General features: G+C 40.6%; 15 protein-coding genes. 8 read left to right on the plus strand and 7 right to left on the minus strand.

The annotated features are described in order from the left end of the window. Positions 1 to 21: 21 nt before the first annotated feature. The 6 genes from IGJ95_RS02165 to IGJ95_RS02190 all read left to right on the plus strand — a co-directional run bounded on the left by IGJ95_RS02165 (position 22) and on the right by IGJ95_RS02190 (position 7890). A complete protein-coding gene (locus IGJ95_RS02165; RefSeq protein WP_010736423.1) occupies positions 22 to 699 on the plus strand; it encodes a response regulator transcription factor in 678 nt (225 codons plus the stop codon). Between the two features lie 275 nt (positions 700 to 974). Continuing rightward, complete coding sequence (locus IGJ95_RS02170) at positions 975 to 2273, plus strand: NAD(P)/FAD-dependent oxidoreductase (protein ID WP_153829917.1); 1299 nt, start codon at positions 975 to 977, stop codon at positions 2271 to 2273. After that, on the plus strand, positions 2263 to 3723 hold the full coding sequence (locus tag IGJ95_RS02175) for a helix-turn-helix domain-containing protein (RefSeq protein ID WP_438761388.1): 1461 nt from the start codon (positions 2263 to 2265) through the stop codon (positions 3721 to 3723). The genes IGJ95_RS02170 and IGJ95_RS02175 overlap by 11 nt, the downstream gene beginning before the upstream one ends. 112 nt (positions 3724 to 3835) lie before the next feature. Beyond that, positions 3836 to 5332, plus strand: coding sequence for a glycerol kinase GlpK (gene glpK / locus IGJ95_RS02180; protein WP_023519042.1), 1497 nt, complete (start codon positions 3836 to 3838; stop codon positions 5330 to 5332). Positions 5333 to 5348: 16 nt separating this feature from the next. Further along, the gene (gene glpO / locus IGJ95_RS02185; protein ID WP_010736419.1) at positions 5349 to 7172 is read left to right on the plus strand and encodes a type 1 glycerol-3-phosphate oxidase; all 1824 of its coding nucleotides are present in this window, start codon (positions 5349 to 5351) and stop codon (positions 7170 to 7172) included. Position 7173: 1 nt separating this feature from the next. Further along, positions 7174 to 7890 carry an MIP/aquaporin family protein gene (locus IGJ95_RS02190; RefSeq protein WP_010736418.1) on the plus strand — a complete coding sequence of 239 codons (717 nt, stop codon included), beginning with the start codon at positions 7174 to 7176 and terminating at the stop codon, positions 7888 to 7890. 112 nt (positions 7891 to 8002) lie between these two features. Here IGJ95_RS02190 and fucO read toward each other — a convergent pair whose 3' ends face one another. The 6 genes from fucO to IGJ95_RS02220 all read right to left on the minus strand — a co-directional run bounded on the left by fucO (position 8003) and on the right by IGJ95_RS02220 (position 15075). Further along, positions 8003 to 9154 carry a lactaldehyde reductase gene (gene fucO / locus IGJ95_RS02195; protein ID WP_096081349.1) on the minus strand — a complete coding sequence of 384 codons (1152 nt, stop codon included), beginning with the start codon at positions 9152 to 9154 and terminating at the stop codon, positions 8003 to 8005. A gap of 5 nt (positions 9155 to 9159) precedes the next feature. Further along, the gene (locus IGJ95_RS02200; protein ID WP_010736416.1) at positions 9160 to 9801 is read right to left on the minus strand and encodes a sugar O-acetyltransferase; all 642 of its coding nucleotides are present in this window, start codon (positions 9799 to 9801) and stop codon (positions 9160 to 9162) included. A 17-nt stretch (positions 9802 to 9818) separates the two neighbouring features. Next, positions 9819 to 10643 carry a rhamnulose-1-phosphate aldolase gene (rhaD, locus tag IGJ95_RS02205; RefSeq protein WP_244062883.1) on the minus strand — a complete coding sequence of 275 codons (825 nt, stop codon included), beginning with the start codon at positions 10641 to 10643 and terminating at the stop codon, positions 9819 to 9821. 492 nt (positions 10644 to 11135) lie between these two features. Further along, on the minus strand, positions 11136 to 12392 hold the full coding sequence (gene rhaA / locus IGJ95_RS02210; RefSeq protein ID WP_438761391.1) for an L-rhamnose isomerase: 1257 nt from the start codon (positions 12390 to 12392) through the stop codon (positions 11136 to 11138). A gap of 15 nt (positions 12393 to 12407) precedes the next feature. Continuing rightward, positions 12408 to 13856 carry a rhamnulokinase gene (gene rhaB / locus IGJ95_RS02215; protein WP_438761393.1) on the minus strand — a complete coding sequence of 483 codons (1449 nt, stop codon included), beginning with the start codon at positions 13854 to 13856 and terminating at the stop codon, positions 12408 to 12410. Positions 13857 to 13896: 40 nt separating this feature from the next. Beyond that, complete coding sequence (locus IGJ95_RS02220; protein WP_023519049.1) at positions 13897 to 15075, minus strand: MFS transporter; 1179 nt, start codon at positions 15073 to 15075, stop codon at positions 13897 to 13899. 122 nt (positions 15076 to 15197) lie between these two features. Between IGJ95_RS02220 and IGJ95_RS02225 the strand changes: the two genes are divergently transcribed. Further along, entirely contained in the window at positions 15198 to 16178 is a 981-nt protein-coding gene (locus IGJ95_RS02225; protein WP_194179674.1) for an AraC family transcriptional regulator, read from the plus strand. A gap of 213 nt (positions 16179 to 16391) precedes the next feature. Here the strand turns inward: IGJ95_RS02225 and IGJ95_RS02230 are convergent, their stop codons facing one another. Beyond that, positions 16392 to 16769 carry a DUF1093 domain-containing protein gene (locus IGJ95_RS02230; RefSeq protein WP_153829914.1) on the minus strand — a complete coding sequence of 126 codons (378 nt, stop codon included), beginning with the start codon at positions 16767 to 16769 and terminating at the stop codon, positions 16392 to 16394. Between the two features lie 371 nt (positions 16770 to 17140). On the opposite strand from IGJ95_RS02230, the gene IGJ95_RS02235 reads away from it, so the two are divergent. Beyond that, entirely contained in the window at positions 17141 to 19108 is a 1968-nt protein-coding gene (locus IGJ95_RS02235) for an endonuclease MutS2 (RefSeq protein ID WP_438762187.1), read from the plus strand. The last annotated feature ends 89 nt before the right edge of the window (positions 19109 to 19197 follow it).

Here is a 19197-nt window from a genome sequence, read left to right on the forward strand (position 1 = left end):
TGAAAAGGACGGTCGATACGATTGGAAAAAATACTTTTAGTTGAAGATGAAAAAGAAATTTCAGACCTAATTCTCTTTTATTTGCAGAACGAGAATTTTTTAGTAACGACTTGCTCTGATGGGAAATCTGCTCAAACACAAATTGAACAAAATACATTTTCACTGGCAATTCTTGACGTGATGCTACCGGACATCTCTGGGTTCGAACTTTGTAAAGAAATCCGAAAAAATCATAAATATCCGATCATCATGTTGACCGCAAAAACCGAGGAAATCGATAAGATCACAGGATTGACGATTGGCGCAGACGATTATATTACGAAGCCCTTTCGCCCTTTAGAAGTAATTGCCCGAGTGAAGGCCCAGATTCGGCGATCCACTCAGTACAATGGATTTGATAAACACAAATTGATCGTTAAAGATTTGGTATTAGATGTTGATAAACGAAAATGTTTTTTACAGGAAGAGGAGCTTTTTCTGACACCAATCGAATTTTCCATCTTAAAATTATTGATGGAACGCCAGGGACAAGTCATCAGCTCTGAAGAAATGTTTCATGAAATTTGGGGCGAAAAATATTATACTTCCTCCAATAATACCATCATGGTCCACATTCGAAATTTAAGAGAAAAAATGCATGACACGCACAAGCAGTCTTCCTATATTAAAACGGTTTGGGGCATTGGCTATAAAATTTAAAGCTAAGATCAGAAAGCGTGGCATAAGTCAGGCAGTGTATACGCACAAAAACACAAGGGACATTCGAAAACCAACAAATTTCGAGTGCTCCTTGTGTTTTTATCTTCGATGTTTCAACTAATTTTTTTCGTTCTTCTAGTTCAATAGCGTGGCTTAGTGAAAGGGATTATCTGCTTATTTCCAGCGAGCGTCCACCACGATACCCTTTACTGATTGAAACGTTTTCTAAGAAATGATACTCTAAGGATAACAGATGAAAAAGAGGAGAATAACATATGAGGATCGTAATCGTCGGTGGCTCATTTGCGGGCATTCAGACAGCTATTTCTTTGCGCAACGACTGTCCAGAAAGTGAGATAATCATTATTGAGAAGCAAGCGCGGATAGGTTTTATCCCGAATAGTGTCAATTTGATTTTAAAAGGGGAATTTCATGAAGAAGCCCATCATTATTGGATCACTAAAGAGCAATTGACTCAAGAACATCAGATAGCAGTACGGGTAGAAACAGAAGTGACTGCGCTAAACAGCGATAAAAACCAAATCCAATTAAATGATGGGGAAATATTGTCTTTCGATTTTCTTGTGATTGCGACAGGCTCACAACAACGCTTCCGTTTTAGTACACAAGAAAACGACACGATTTGGACAATCAAAGATCCTAAAACTTCGCAACAATTCCAACAACGTATTGGAAATGCAAAAAAAATCGCAGTGGTCGGTGCAGGGCAAGTTGGCTTGGAACTCATCGAAGGATTAGTGAACCTGGGAAAAGAACTTCATCTGTACGAAAGCCAATCGACAGTTTTATTCCGATATTTTGATCCAGAGATGATCAAGCCGTTGTATCGCGAGCTGAACAATGGAGGTATTCGATATTTCTTAAATGAACAAGTACAAGAAATCATTGAAGCAGAACAAACAAAGATCTTCACGGAAAAAAGAAGTGAGACGTATGATTTAGTCTTGTTAGCAAATTACACCCGACCAGATAATCAATTATGGGAAGAATCCTTGCGATTGAATGATGATGGGACGATCTGGGTAAATGACTACCTGCAAACATCCCAGGAAAATATTTATGCTATTGGCGATGCCATCCAAGTAACCTATCGACCAACGCAAGAAAAGATGTACGTGTCTTTAGTCAACAATGCGATTCGAACGGCGAAGATCGCCAGTAAAAATATCAGTGGGCAACAAAAGAAGGATTTAGGTACGTATCGTCCAATCGGTAATCACTGGTTCGGACATTATTTTGGGAGTGTCGGTTTAACAGAAAGCGAAAGTATCTTTTATGCTGGGGAAATCAACACACAATATTTAACCACTAGAGCTTCTGCTGCGAATCAGGAGTTGATCCAAATAAAAGTGCTATTGACGGAAGAAGGAAAACTGATTGGCGCGCAATGTCATAGCCAAGCAGTTATTTTCTATCTTTTAGACCGACTGACTTTAGCAGTTGAGGAAGGATGGACACTCGCAGACCTGGAAGCGCGCGAATTCTTCTTTCAACCAGAGTATCGAGCGCCAACAGCTCTTGTAAAGGTGGTTGATTCTTTCGATGAAGATTGAAGAATTTTTAGAAAAAAAAGAGCAAATCCAAATTGAGATTTTACGAATGCTTGTATTAGAAGGTGGTTCCGCTTCAATCAATGAGTTGCGCTCCTCTGTGAAATTATCAAAATCTGCCTTCGACCAATATATCGAAGACCTTGAATTGATCGGTCGTATGATGAAAACAAAGATTTCTGTCCGAAAAAATGAATTTCAAGTCGTCCTTGAATTAGATGAGCATACGAGTTTAGAAAAAATCATGCTTTTTTTGGTACAACAAAGCGTGAAATATCAGATCTTGACGTATCTTCTTGAACACCAACAAGCTTCAAGTGTTCGTTTGGCAACAGCTTTTACGATCAGTGAATCCTCTGTCTTTAGGAAAACCAAAGAATTGAATCAGCTATTGAAAGAGTTCTCTCTACAGATAAAGAATGGACAAATCCAAGGAGAAGAGCTCCAGATCCGTTATTTTTATTATTCCTTATTTCAATTTTTCCCAGAGTCACAAAGACCACAGTATTTACAAGATACTCCAGATAAGCGTCCGTTGATAGTAGGATTGGCGCATGTGTTGAATACAACTTTTTCCCCACAATCATCGACAAAAATTGCGACATGGATCGGTATTACACGGAAAAGGTTACTGTCAGATAAGATGAAGTTTTCTAGTACAAAAGAGAAAAAAGAAATATACCAAGAGGATCAACTGTACCAGACCATCCATCCGGTGATTTCCTTATATCTTAGTCGAACAGCAGCTGATGTTACGGCGTATGAGTCGATGATGTTTTATAGTTTTCTCGTTACTTTCTCGGTACTGGAGGAAGAGACATTTTATCAATACGAGTTGACTCGTAGCAAAAAGTTACCTACAGCGGTGTTGGATATGTATATTCGAGAAACCATGCTGTGGCATTATCGACCAAGGCGTCTAAAAATCAAGGAAGAGAAAACAATTGGGTATCACTTGGCACAAATCAATAATGAGTTATACTTTTTTTATGGCTATTTAACCATCTATGATCCGCCACACTTACTCATCCAACAACAACGGATGTTGGGTGATTCGTTGACTCAATTACTTGAACGATTGAAAAAAACGACAGTCGAACAGCTTCCTATGAAAAAATTGACCAATCAAGTTTTGGATAATCTGATGAGTCAATACGCGAATATTTTGATGATGATCGATTTCTATATTGAAAAATCTGTGGTTATTGGCATTGATCTACAATCATTACCGATCTATCGGGTTGCTTTCCAACAGTTCTTGATTCGAGAGTTAAAGGGGATCAGCGGGATCGTGATCGAAGAAGTCCAACCAGAAAAAAGTTATGATTTTGTGATCACCTTCAATCAGGATAAAAAAGGTCAAGAGTACTATTATCTATCGGAGTTTGCTTCAAGTTATGATATTTTAAGGTTAAAGCAAAAAATCGAGCAAGAAAAAAAAGCCAAAAATTAAAAAACTGTCAAAAAAAAAGTGAATTGCTATTTTTTTGGCAGTTTCTACTCCTTAAATAGGTGTACCATAAAAGTAGTTAAAGAAAGCGTTTGCAAAAATGGAGGAGATCATAATGACAGAATCAACGTATATCATGGCGATTGACCAAGGGACAACAAGCTCACGAGCGATTATCTTTGATAAAAAAGGAAGACACATCGGTAGTTCGCAAAAGGAATTCACACAATATTTTCCCCGGGAAAGCTGGGTAGAACATGATGCGAATGAAATCTGGAACTCCGTACAATCAGTTATCGCAGGTGCGTTTATTGAATCTGGTATCAAGCCAACACAAATCGCCGGTATTGGTATCACGAATCAACGTGAAACAACAGTGATTTGGGAAAAAGATACAGGACGTCCGATTTATCATGCTGTAGTTTGGCAATCGCGTCAATCAGCTGGTATTGCTAACAAATTAAAAGAAGACGGACACCAAGAGTTTTTCCATGAAAAAACTGGTTTAGTCATTGATGCGTATTTCTCTGCTACTAAGATTCGCTGGATCTTAGACCATGTAGAAGGTGCACAAGAGCGAGCAGAAAAAGGCGAGTTGATGTTTGGAACGATCGATTCTTGGCTTGTTTGGAAATTGACAGATGGGCAAGCACATGTAACCGATTACTCGAATGCGAGTCGTACAATGTTGTTCAATATCCATGAATTGGATTGGGATCAAGAAATCTTAGATCTACTGAATATTCCACGAGTGATGTTACCGAAAGTAACCTCAAATTCAGAGATTTACGGTTATACACAAGGGTACCACTTCTATGGTAGTGAAGCACCGATTTCTGGGATGGCAGGAGACCAACAAGCGGCCTTATTCGGTCAAATGGCTTTTGAGCCAGGAATGGTCAAAAATACGTATGGTACAGGTTCATTTATTGTGATGAACACAGGTGAAAAACCACAATTATCTAAAAACAATCTGTTGACGACGATTGGTTACGGAATAAATGGAAAGGTTTACTATGCGCTAGAAGGGAGTATCTTCGTTGCCGGTTCTTCCATCCAATGGTTGCGTGACGGTCTGCAAATGCTACAAAAAGCGAGTGATTCAGAAGATGCAGCGAAGCGTTCAACTAGTGATGACGAAGTTTACGTTGTACCTGCTTTTGTTGGACTTGGCGCTCCTTACTGGGATCAAGCAGCACGTGGTTCTATGTTTGGTCTTACTCGAGGAACAACGAAAGAGGATATCATCAAGGCGACATTACAATCCATTGCCTACCAAGTTCGAGATATCATCGATACGATGCAAGATGATACCGGCATCCAGATTCCTGTGTTAAAAGTTGATGGAGGTGCAGCCAATAATGAATACTTGATGCAGTTCCAAACAGATATCTTGAATGTACCGATCCAACGTGCCGGTAACTTGGAGACCACTGCATTAGGTGCTGCCTTTCTTGCAGGATTAGCCGTTGGTTACTGGAAAGATACGGATGAAATTCGTGAGTTTTATGAAGCTGGTAAAATCTTCGAGGCGGAAATGCCAGAAGAGCGTAGAGAAAAACTTTACACTGGTTGGAAAAAAGCAGTGAAAGCAACTCAAGCATTTGAGTAAAGGGAGGGAACACAAGATGTTTTCAAAAAAAACAAGACAAGATAACATTGACCACATGAAACAAGAAGAATTAGATCTTTTGATTATTGGGGGCGGAATCACTGGTGCAGGTGTAGCAATCCAAGCAGCTGCTTCAGGTATTAAAACCGGTTTGATCGAAATGCAGGATTTTGCAGAAGGAACTTCTTCACGCTCAACCAAGTTAGTTCATGGGGGGATTCGTTACCTAAAAACGTTTGACGTTGAAGTGGTCGCAGATACAGTAGGCGAACGTGCAGTGGTACAACAAGTGGCACCGCATATCCCTAAACCAGATCCGATGTTGTTGCCGATTTATGAAGGAGAAGGCGCAACGACATTCAATATGTTTTCTGTAAAAGTAGCGATGGATCTTTATGATAAATTAGCAAAAGTAACTGGAACGAAGTATGAAAACTATACGTTGACACCTGAAGAAGTTCTTGAACGTGAGCCGTTTCTTAAAAAAGATGGCTTAACAGGTGCCGGTGTTTACTTGGATTTCCGGAATAATGATTCCCGTTTAGTGATCGATAATATCAAAAAAGCGGCAGAAGACGGAGCATATCTGGTCAGCAAAATGAAAGCTACCGGTTTTATCTATGAAGGTGACCAGATCATCGGAGTCAAAGCGCGTGATTTGTTAAGTGATGAAGTCATTGAGATCCGAGCAAAAGTAGTGATCAACACAAGTGGACCATGGGTGGACAAGATCCGTAACCTGAACTTCAAGCGTGCGATCTCACCAAAAATGCGTCCGACAAAAGGCGTCCATTTAGTAGTAGACGCGAAGAAACTGCCTGTGCCACAGCCTACTTATTTCGATACAGGAAAACAAGATGGTCGGATGGTCTTTGCGATTCCTCGTGAAAACAAAACGTATTTTGGGACAACAGATACCGATTACCAAGGCGATTTTACAGACCCTCAAGTAACACAGGAAGATGTGGATTACTTACTAGACGTGATCAATCATCGTTATCCAGAAGCAAATATCACTTTGGCTGATATCGAATCAAGTTGGGCAGGATTACGTCCGTTATTGATCGGCAATGCTGGTTCTGACTACAACGGTGGTGATAACGGTTCGATCTCTGATAAAAGTTTCCGTAAAGTCGTTGATACGGTGACGGATTACAAAGAAAGCAAGGTATCACGAGTAGAAGTCGAAGATGTGTTGAATCATTTAGAAAGTAGTCGTGATGAAAAAGCACCATCCACTGTTTCTCGCGGTAGTTCATTAGAACGTGAACCAGATGGACTAGTTACTTTATCTGGTGGTAAAATCACCGATTATCGCAAAATGGCAGAAGGCGCGATGAAATTGATCCGTCAACTGTTACAAGAAGAGTATGGTGTAACTGTAAAAGAGATTGATTCCAAGACTTATTCGATCTCAGGCGGCGATTTTGATCCGACGAAACAAGAAGAAATGGTCGAAGAATATACAAAAATCGGTGTGGAAGCAGGTCTTGATGAAAAAGATGCTGCATATATCGCAGATTTCTATGGAACAAATGCGAAACACATCTTTGAATTAGCAAAAGAAATGAATCCTTATCCAGGATTGACTTTGGCAGAATCTGCGCGTCTGCGTTACGGATTAGAAAACGAAATGGTCTTAGTTCCAGGTGACTATTTGATTCGCCGTACCAACCATCTACTTTTTGAAAGAGATCAGTTAGATGCCATCAAACAACCGATCATTGATGCGATTGCTGCATACTTTGAATGGACAGACGAAGAAAAAGAACGTGAAACACAACATTTAGAGCAACTGATCGCTGAGTCAGACTTACGTGACCTGAAAGGAGAAAAATAAAATGAATGCAGACATGACCCAAATCATGGGGGAATTTATTGGAACGATGATTTTGATCCTTTTAGGGGACGGCGTATGTGCAGCAGTGAATTTAAACAAAAGTAAAGCGCAAGCCTCCGGTTGGATCGTCATTGCATTTGGTTGGGCAATGGCTGTTACGATGGCAGTATTTATTTCAGGATTCATGGGACCCGCTCATTTAAATCCTGCGGTGACACTTGGGATGGCAATGACAGGGGCAATCGGTTGGAATTTGGTTTTCCCATTCATCATCGCGCAATTACTAGGTGCAATCGTCGGTGCGGTACTTGTTTGGTTATCTTATTTGCCACATTGGTCAGCAACAAAGGATCAAGGGGCAATCTTAGGAACCTTTGCGACTGGACCAGCCATCCGCAACTATCCTGCTAACTTTATTACAGAGTTGATCGGTACGTTCGTTTTAGTCTTAGGACTATTGGCATTTGGCCAAACAGAATTTGCGGGTGGAACAAATGTCTTTGCTGTTGGAGGATTGATTTTAGCTATCGGGTTATCACTAGGTGGTTCAACAGGATATGCGATCAATCCAGCTCGTGATCTAGGTCCACGTATCGCTCATGCGATTTTACCAATCGCTAATAAAGGTGGTTCTGACTGGGGTTATTCATGGGTACCGATTGCAGGACCAATGGTTGGTGCAATCGTCGCAGTAGGTATGTACACGTTGATGGTTTAATGAAATAAATTTTCTATATTAAAATAAATGGTTCTCTTGGTCGTTATTCACAAACCAAGAGAACCATTTTTAATTGATCAGTCAAGTCGTAACAACAAGAGAGTCGATAAACTTACATCAAGCTTTGATAGATGTCAATGATCTCTGACACGTTCGTTTCTCTTGGATTTCCTGGGGTACAGACATCATTGAACGCATCTTCAGCAATTTTTGCAATATCCGCTTCTTTGACACCTAGTTCGGAGATCGTCGCAGGGATGCCAACTTTCTTCGATAAAGCGTCAATCGCTTCACAAGCGGCATCACGAATATCTTGGATGGAACGAGATTCTGCGTCTTTGATGTTCAGTGCCTTCGCGATTTCTCGATATTTATTGTCTGTAAACTCTTTATTGTATTTCATGACCGTTGGTAATAAGGCAGCGCAAGCGACACCGTGGGGGATGTCATACCATGCGGATAATGGATGAGCCATTCCATGCACAAGACCTAAACCAACATTTGAAAAACCCATTCCTGCAAGGTACTGTCCTAAAGCCATATCTTCTCGACCTTTTGGATCACCATTCACGGAATCGGCTAAACTACGACCGATGATCTCAATGGCTTTGAGATGGAACATATCACTCATTTCCCATGAACCTTTCGTGATCAATCCCTCGATAGCATGAGTCATCGCATCCATCCCAGTTGCCGCACACAAGGCTTTCGGCATGCCCATCATCAAATCACTGTCAACAAAGGCAACGATTGGAATATCATGAGGATCAACACATACAAATTTACGAGAACGCTCTTTGTCAGTGATCACATAGTTGATCGTGACTTCAGCGGCCGTACCAGAAGTCGTCGGAACAGCTAAGATCGGCAAGCTTGGATGTTTTGTATCTGCCACACCTTCTAGACTACGGACATCAGAAAACTCTGGATTCGTTACGATGATTCCAATGGCTTTGGCTGTGTCGATCGGCGAACCTCCGCCAATTGCCAGGATCACATCCGCTTTTGCTTCTTGAACGAAAGTCACGCCCTCTTTGACATTCTCGATCGTTGGATTAGGTACGATACCGTCGTAGATTTCATAAGCAATCTCTGCCTCATCTAATAAGGTGGTGACTTTTGCTACGACACCGATTTTATGCAGCTCTTTATCGGTGATCACCACTGCTTTTTTGAAATTTCTGGCATGAAATTCCGTTGGGATAGCTGTAATAGCCCCTTTTCCATGATAGGATGTTTCATTTAAAATCATTCGATTTGCCATTTGGTTTACTCTCCTTTAGGTAGGTCGGTTTCAGAAATTATATATTCTGGTGGATAACGCAGTTTTTTGAAATAATAGGTGCGATCTTTTTTATTGAATGTCCGCACCACACGGCAAGGATTTCCTACTGCTAAAGAATTAGCTGGAATATCCTTCGTGACGACACTTCCTGCCCCAATCACTACATGATCACCGATTGTCACCCCGGGCAGTATGGATGTATTTGCACCGATCCAGACGTTGTCGCCGATCCTAACAGGTGCCCCAAATTCTGCTTGGTACTCTTGTCGTAAAACAGGATCTAAGGCATGGCCGGCTGTGTATATCCCCACATTTGGAGCAAGTAAGACATCCTTACCAATCGTGATCGGAGCAACATCAAGTAACGTGCAATTATTATTGGCTAAAAAGTTTTCTCCAACGGTGATGTTGATTCCATAGTCGCAATGAAAGGGTTGTTCAACAAAGAGTTTGTCCCCAGTTTGCTTGAACATTTTTTTGATCAATTGCTGACGCTCAGATAATTTTCGAGGATGGATATGATTGAATTCATAAAGGAGATCTCTCGTGACCAAACGAAGCTGCAATAATTCTTCATCTTGACGATAGACCTCACCAGCAATCATTTTTTCGACATTGGATTTCATTTTGCACCTCACGACTGTTAATCGTTCAAATAGCCAGCACGTGGGACAACCCTAAACGCATCAGCCAGTAATTTCAAATTGTCATCTTCTAACGTTTGTTTGATGCCACCTTGGGCCATGACGATCGTATAGACTTGGGCAGCTTTTTCAGCTGTTTCGATCAAACCAAATGTTTCATCCATATCTTTTCCAGAACCATAGATTCCATGTTGTGGCCAAACGACTAAACGGGTTTCTTTCATTTTTGCAGCAGTTGCTTCGCCGATTTCATTCGAACCGGGAACTAACCATGGAATGACCGAGATGCCTTCTGGGAAGACAACTAAGCACTCTGTACACATTTGCCATAATGTACGAGTCAATTCGCGTTCAGAAAGTGGATGGCTAAAAGTCATGGCTAACAAGTGTGTTGCGTGACAATGCATGACGATGCGGTTATCTGGATCGACACTTAATCGAGCGATATGGCTCATGAAATGACTTGGTAACTCAGAAGTCGGAACAGAATCAGGGCTTAATCCCCATAAAATGTCGATCGCATGACCATCTCCGGTCACACGGATCAATCCAAGATTTTCTTCTGGCTCTGCCTGTACATTTTTAAAATATTTTCCAGACCCTGTCACTAAGAAATACCTTCCGGCTAATTGTTGGGCATCAAATGGCAACGGTAGTGTTCGTAAAACTTTCGTAGGGTCGATAAAAGGTAAGACTTGTGCTTCTTCTAATAAGTAGGTGATATTCCCACCATTACGTTCATCCCATCCTAGGCGGTACATATTGGTTGTTGCTTGAATCATCTCTTGTACAAATGGAGCAGTGAGCATCGCTGATTTTTTCACGAGTGAGACCTCTTTTCTTTTTCTGATGAATAGAAAGAACATGTAGTATGTGGTTATTTTGTAAATCAACAGAAAGAACCTCAAAATCAGTTAGACGGATTCTCGAAGGCTTCTGTTGATAGGCGAGGGGCTTTTTTACAACTTGATAGATAGTGTTCATGAAGCAACACTTCGGTCATAAGCCAGAAAAATCAAAAATGAACCAGCCATTTTCGATTTTCTATCTTACTGCTCAGGTCAGAGCGCTTCTTTCACAACCTGTGATAAACGGTGTTCGAAAGCCAGCTCCTTCAATATTAAGTCAAAAATCGAAAAAATATGAGGAACTATTTTCTCGATTTCCGTCTTAATACTCGGAGCTAAACGGCTTTCTCACGACCTATGATAAACGGTGTTCAAGAAGCTGACCTTCAACATTAAGCTAAAAAATCATAAAATATGAGGAGCTATTTTTTGATTTTCTATCTTACTGCTCAGGCCAGAACGCTTCTTTCACAACCTCTTACTTTGTACGTCTTTTTCGTATTGTAGGACTTCTTGGTACCAGTCCATGCCTACTGGGACGTTGTTGATTTCACAGAAGTAATTCCAAACGTCGGCGTATGGGAAGTCTTTTAATTCTTCAGTGAAGGCTAAGCGTTTGGTGAAGTCGAAGTTTAGTTCGGCTTCTTTTAATTCTTCGATTGGTTCAAGCATGGCTTTTAACAATGCCTTTTGCGTATTTCTTGTGCCGATTGCCCATGCGGCGATCCGGTTGATGGTTGCGTCAAAGAAATCGAGTCCGATCGCTGTTTTTTCAAGTAAATGATTGCGGACTAATTCTTTGCCGATTTCTTGTAATTCATCATCCATGATCACAACATGGTCTGAATCCCAACGCACAGGACGAGAGATGTGGAGCATGATCCCTTTTGAGAATAAGGCTAAAGACGAAAGTTTATTGGAGATGACTTCAGTTGGATGGAAGTGTCCTGCGTCTAGGCAGATCAATTTGTTACGTGTCAATCCATAGCCCATATAAAATTCGTGTGAACCTACTGTGTAAGCTTCGGCACCAAGTCCAAATAGTTTGGATTCTACGGCATCTTGTGTATATTCTTCGTTGAGTTCTTCTGAGAAAATCTCATCTAAAGATTCCATCAACCGTTGGCGTGGAGATAGGCGGTCGATTGGATTGTCTTTCATTCCATCAGGCATCCAAAAATTATCGATACATGTTTGTCCAATTTCTTTTCCCATATACTCGGCGATTTTACGAGCGCGTTTCCCATGTTCGATCCAGTAATCCCGTACTTCTTTGTCTGGATGAGCAAGTGTCAAGCCATCTTTCATCATTGGGTGAGAGAAGAAGGTTGGATTGAAATCAAGACCGATGCCTTGTTCTTTTGCCCATGCGACCCATTTCTCGAAATGTTTTGGTTCGATCTCATTTAAATCGACCGGTTCGTCTGTATCTAGATACATGGCATGTAAATTCAATTTATGATTCCCAGGAATCAATGAGAAAGCTTTTTCTAAATCTTGGCGTAATTGGTCCGGCGTATGTGCGGCTCCAGGATAGTTTCCTGTAGCCATGATGCCACCTGTTAATTCTCCATCTGGTGTCAAGAAACCTTTGACATCATCGCCTTGCCAACAGTGCATCGAAATCTTCACTTCTGCGAGTTTCTGCAAGACCTCCTCAGTATCGACACCGATACTCGCATATTTTGCTTTGGCTTCTTCATAACGTTCTTTGACATTCATCATATTGAATCTCTCCTTTTATATTAAAAATTCTTTATATCTAGCAAGTGCTTGTGTCATTTCCTCGGTATGTCGAGGGTGAAAAGTGGCTAATGAAACAGAATCTCTGATCGCTTCACGCGCCAGTTGCAACGTACCGTAGCCGTTCGTTGCAATCATTTGGACCATTAGATTGCCAATAGCGGTCGCTTCATCTGGTCCTGCTTCGACTTCGATATTGCAAATATCGGCTGTCAGCTGATTAAGGAAGGTATTATTTGAACCCCCACCGACGATGTGTAAATGATGAAATTCTATTCCGGTGATCCGTGCTAAGTTCTCTAGTTCGACAGCGTAGCATAGAGCTAAATTGTCATAGATACAGCGAGCCAGCTGACCAGGGGTTTGAGGGATAGATTGGTTTGTTTCTTTACAATAATCTTGTAATTCTTGAATCATATTTTGGGGATTCAAGAAACGTGGGTCGTTGACATTGATCAATTGTTGGAAAGGCGCTTCCTGTTCTGCCAGTTCTGCCAATTCAGCAAAACTATAGGCACCATCTTGCAAACGAGCAACTTCTTGGATCAACCACATACCCATGATATTTTTTAAGAAGCGAATGGTTCCTTGCACACCCCATTCATTTGTAAAGTTAGCTTCAAATGCTTCTTTTGTTGAAATGCCTTCAGGAATCTCTACACCCATCAACGACCAAGTGCCTGAACTGATGTATGCCCAATCTTTGCCAGTCGCGGGTGTGCCGACAACTGCTGAAGCAGTGTCGTGAGAAGCAATCGTGATAAAGGTCGCTTTTGGCAGATCATAGGTCGGAAATTGGGCAGTTTGTAATTCGCCTAGAATCTGTCCAGGCTCGGTGATTCGTGGGAAAAGCGAAGCGTCGATGCCTAGAACAGCTAAAATATCTGAGTCCCATTTCCGAGTTTCTAAGTTCAGAAGCTGCATAGTAGACGCATTAGTCTTTTCGGTGACTGCTTCTCCAGTGAAGAGGTAACCGAGTAGATCAGGCATCAATAACAAACGATGGGCATTTATTAACATTTCTTTTTCTTCAACAAGTAATTGAAACACCGTGTTGAATGGTTGCATTTGGATACCTGTTTTTTGGTAAAGTTCATCTAGTAGCATGTTTTGTTCAAATTGTGGGATGGCTTCTTTCGTTCGCTCATCACGATAGCTCGTCGGGGCGTCGATCAAATGACCATCAACATCAAGCAAGCCATAATCGACACCCCAAGTATCGATGCCGACATAACATTCTGCGATACCTTGTTGCTTGGCTTTTTCCAAACCTTTTAAGATTTCAGTGACTAGATGTGTGAGCGGCCACTTTGCGACACCATCGATTTTTTCAAATCCATTTTTGAAGCGATGGACTTCCTGTAAGTCAAAACGGCCTAATTCATTAAGATTGGCATGGATCAAACGACCACTTGAAGCGCCAATATCGATAGCAAGATAATTCATCAAAATTCCTCCAATTTGTTTTTACTTGAATCAATGAAAACTAGACTTCATTTGGGAGTGGCTTCTTTTTAAAAGTAAGGAGAAGAAAAAGAATACCTAAAACGGTCATCAAAATGCAGCCATTGATAAAAATATTTTGTAAAGCATCAGAACCGATACCGAATCTTTCTAAAAGTCGATGTCCATAGGGTGAAACAAAGTTACCGATATTTGCTAGAACGAGAATAAAGGAAGTGGTGCTTGCTTTTGCTACTTGCGGAACTGAACGAGTAGCATCATTGAAGATGTAGGGAACGAACAGAGCAAAGGCGATACCGTTCAGTGCAGCCCCAACACCGATCATAAATAAATGATTGGCTGTCAAGATGAGGAATAAGCTTGCTGCCATGATGAAAAAAGAAATAGGCAACGTCCATCGTTTCAATCCTTTGTAAATCAACCCGAATAAGAAACCAGCAACCATGTTAGCAATCTGCATAAAAGAAAGAAGCGTTCCGGCATCTGATTCTGTTCCTAGATTTTCAGTCACGATGAAGGTCGAAAGCTTAACGACAACGATCATGTAGAAAATACAGAGAAAGAAGATCAAAATGCCATACATGAGAGTAGTCGGACGGAGTGTTCCTTTTTGTGCTGTTTCTTTTTTAAAGGTGGAGTTTTGTTTTTTCTTTGGCGGTTCAGGGACGAAAGCCATAAATAAGAAAATGATCGGAATGGTGATCAAGTAAACTAAGAATGCTTTTTGCCAGCCAAAAGTGAGGAGACGTCCGGCAGTGAAGGTCATGACTGCAGCTCCTAAACCTTGAAAGGCGGATTGGAAGCCAATCAAGGTGGCAGCTTCTTCGCCTTCAAAAAATTCGCTGATCATACTGACTGCCAACGAGTTGAAGAGACCAAAGCCCGCACCTAATGCTGCGCGGGAGATCATCAATAAATAGAAGTTGGCAGTGAAGACAGGTAACACGCCAGCAACTCCAGCAAGCAACAACCCAAGTAAGACAGTTTGTTTCTGTCCGATAGCTTTGGCAATCAAACTACTCAAAGCAATAAAAATCACAACAGTTAGTTGAGGAATGGTCATCAGTAGTTCGACGGATGAAGCCGATTGATCATTGAAGTAGCCTAACATCATCGGTAAAGCGGATGCGATAGCAGTATTTGACGTTAAAACTAAGGAAATGGATAACAGCGACAGTTTCATCAACCAAGTCTTTCTCATAGCTTGTTCCTCCAGATGAAGATGTATTTGTTGCACTCATCATATCTTGTAACCCTTTTCACAACAATGTCAGTATGTTACTATATTGGTGTCAAATTTACATATCAAGGGGGAGTAAAACGATGAATCCGTTTGTACAAAAGATCTTTCTGCCGTATACACCCGAAGAGTTAGAACAGCGAAAGACGGGGCAATGGATCAAGGAATTTGAAGGAGAAAACTTAGACGAACAAGACCAGCAATTCAAATTAGACGATCACCATCTTTTTCAAGAAAATAATATTTTGATTCGCCAACATCGACGCTTCGCTCATTATCCACTACATTCCCATCATTTTTTAGAATTCAATTATATGTATTGCGGTACTTCAGAACAGATCGTCAACGGTCTGCCAATCACTTTGAAAGAAGGACAATTATTACTTTTAGATACAAATAGTCGCCATGAACTGATGCCTTTGGGTGAACATGATATTTTGCTGAATTTCTTATTCAAAACGAATGATATCAATATCAATCTTCTGAAAAAAATCGATCATCGCAGTGGGGGATTGACCTATAATTTTTTAATGAACGCCATTTTAGAACCTGGCTATAATGAGACCCATCTTTTGTTACACTTATCAAAACAACCAGAGATCCAAGTCACCTTGGATCAAATGATCCTCGAATATTTTTCAAAAAAACATCTAGGAAATGAAATCATGAATGCTTTTTCACAAGTGTTATTTTTACAGCTTTCTAGAGTCTATCACTCCCAATTAGCAAAAATATACAAAAAAGATGGACAAAGCAACTTAATGATCAAAATTCTGCAACGGATCGAAAGTGACTATCGAACATTGAACCTAAAAACATTGGCAGATGAGTTAGGGTATAATCCAAATTATCTGTCTAATTTGATCAAACAACAGACTGGGAAATCCTTCAAACAATTGATTACGAACCAACGCTTACATGAAGCACAGGATCTAATTTTAGCTACCCGCTTCTCGATTGAGGAGATTGCGGCCAATGTAGGTTTTTCCAATAAGACACATTTTTACAAAAAATATCGAGAATATTTTGGGGATACGCCAATCGCCATTCGCAAACAACGTTGAGGACGTGGGCGATACATAAAAAAAACAACTGCGAAGGGAGTGAGACATTAGTTCTCCCCCCACCTATAACCGAATAAACGGCGGGAACAGAAGTAACCTCTTCGAAAAATAAGGCGCCATCCACAAAAATTTGAAAAACAATTTTCGTGGATGGCGCCTTATTTCTCGAGGCTGAACACTTCTGTCCCGACCTCAGATCGCAGTTGTTTTTTGTTAATTCAAAGCAGTTAGAACATTATTTGGTACTTGATTTTCATTGATCGTCGTTGGTCCAGAGGTTACTCGTTTTTGGCTGACCTCTGCTTTGACATAACTATTAGGTTCTAACGGTGTTGGATTTTCTGAGGCGATCGTATAAGGTAATTTGATCGTTTTGCCATCCTTAGTAACAAAGGATAATTCATAGTCATACGCTTTCCAATCCCACATTTTTTCTCCGCTATCATTTCGTGCATCTGTCAAAGGTGGAACCTTTTCCGGTACTTTTGCGTAGGCAACTTGGCTATTGTAGGTCTGATCATAATATTGATAACCTTTGTAGCCACCAAACAATAACAATAAGAGAGCAATTGCTCCAATCAATTTTTTCATCATATCCATCCTTTTATGTTTCTTGATATATCCAATTATCGCCGATTGATACAGTGTTTGAAAATCGAAAAACGTGACAATTTTGAAATATTATTAAAATAATACCATTCAGACTCGTTCAGTATCTGTTTGACATTCTGGCAACCGCTTGCTATAGTAAAAAAGAAAAATAAATAAAACCTAGATGAACGAGGTATTTTGATGAGTGTAGTAGGTATCTAATCGAGTAAGTTGAATAACCAATAAAGCAGTAGGCTTATTTGGTGTGCTTATAGATGGTACCTGTCTGAAACATTTCTTGTAATCAAATCAAGGGGAGGACATGTCTTATTTTAGCTGTGTCCTGCCCTTTTATTCTATTTTAGGTCTTTATTTATTTTGGGGACAGGTATCTCTTCAAGAAAAGGAGAGAATATGAATCATACAATCAAACAATCAAACAATTACAATTTGAACAAATCAGAAAAGAAGTGATTGCCCGAGCAATCGGAGATCACACGAAAGAACGTCTGGCAGAAATGTCAATCCCGACAAATCTTCAGACCGTAGAAACAAGACAAACAGAAACGAAAGAAGCCCGTACGATTTTAGAAAGTAGCCAGCACGTGCCCTTTATGGGGCTAACACGAATTGTGGCATTAACTGACCAAGTGAAAAAAGGCTTGATCTTAACCCCCGCTGAATTGATTGAATACGCTGATTTTTTGAGAAGCAGTCGAATGATCACTCGCTTCTTTGAAAAAAACCAATATCAAACGCCATTACTGTATGCGTACAGTAAAAATCTACCGGATCTTCAAGCGGTGGAGGACTTAGTTTATGAACAAATCAAGAACCAACAAGTCGCAGATGAAGCATCAAAAAATCTACGTAAAGTACGAAAACAAATCCAAACGGTAGAAAAAGAAATCAAAGATCGTTTGCTAAAATTCTTGCGTCATCCTGGGAATAAAGAAATGATCCAAGAAGCGATGATCGTTCAAAAAGGGGAACACGCAACGATCCCTATCAAAGCGAGTTATAAAAATAAAGTAGCCGGAACGATCATTGAACAGTCGAATAAAGGTACGACGGTATTCATCGAACCAACAGCAGTCGCTAAAGCAAGCGCACAACATCAATTATTGAAAGCAGAGGAAATTGCTGAAGAATATCAGATTCTAGCAAGTTTGACTGGGGCATTAGCTGAAAATGAACAGGCAATCGATCAAATCATCGAAACGGTCACCGTTTTCGATATTATTTTCGCACGTGGGAAATACAGTAGAGAGATCAATGGCATCACACCTATCATCAATAAATCAGAACGCATCCATCTGAAACAAGCGAGACATCCACTGTTATCAGAAAAAGCTGTGCCCTTAGATTTTGATTTGGGTGCAGAATATCGTGGATTAGTGATCACAGGTGCAAATGCTGGTGGGAAAACAGTTGTTTTGAAAACAGTCGGATTGCTGACGTTGATGGCAATGTTTGGTCTGCAAGTACCAGCAAAAGATGGGACAGAGCTTGCCGTATTCGACGAAGTTTTTGTCGATGTCGGCGATCAACAAGATTTAGCGAATGCATTGAGTACTTTTTCTGGGCATATGCAAAATATCGCACAGATTTTGAATAAAGTGGGTAGAAATACCCTAGTTTTACTTGATGAGATCGGTAGTGGAACAGAACCAACGGAAGGGGCAGCTTTAGCAATCGCCATCATGTCTGCAATGTATGAGAAAGGTGCGCTGATGGTTGCAACGACCCATTACGGCGAAATCAAAGAGTTTGCGGAACGACATGAAGATTTTGTGCCGGCAGCAATGGCTTTTGACCGAGAAGCCTTACAACCAAAGTATCAATTACAGGTAGGAAAAACAGGGGAAAGCCAAGCATTGTGGATCGCTAAAAAAATGCAAATGTCAGAGGACTTGATCCAACAAGCTCAGCAGTATCTTTCTACGAAAGACTATTCAAGTGAAAAACGCTTATTCAAACAACAAGTGAAGACGCAAGAAGTCAAGAACGAAGAAAAGGTTTTATTTTCAAAAGGGGATCGGGTATATGCCACCCAATACAAAAAAGAAGCATTAGTCTTTGAAGACACTGGCGAAGAGACGATCGTGATTTTTGTCGATAACCAAAAAGAAACGGTCCTTCGACAGCGTGTCCTTTTAAAAATGAGAGCAGAAGAACTTTATCCTGTAGGCTATGAGATCGATCAGCTATTTACAGATTTTAAAACGAGAAAATGGGAACGAGATATCGAACGAGGTTCAAAAAAAGCCCACAAAAAATTATTAAAAGAAACCCGTCAGCGTCAGGCTGCACGAAATGGAAACTCCGAAAAAACATAATAACAGATTCACAATGGCATACGAAGGATTGGAAGAGCTCGCAATAAAAAACCGACAATTAATTGGTTCCACGTGGAAAGTACGGTAAA

The organism is Enterococcus sp. AZ156 (assembly GCF_051714165.1).
Lineage (GTDB): Bacteria > Bacillota > Bacilli > Lactobacillales > Enterococcaceae > Enterococcus_B > Enterococcus_B pernyi.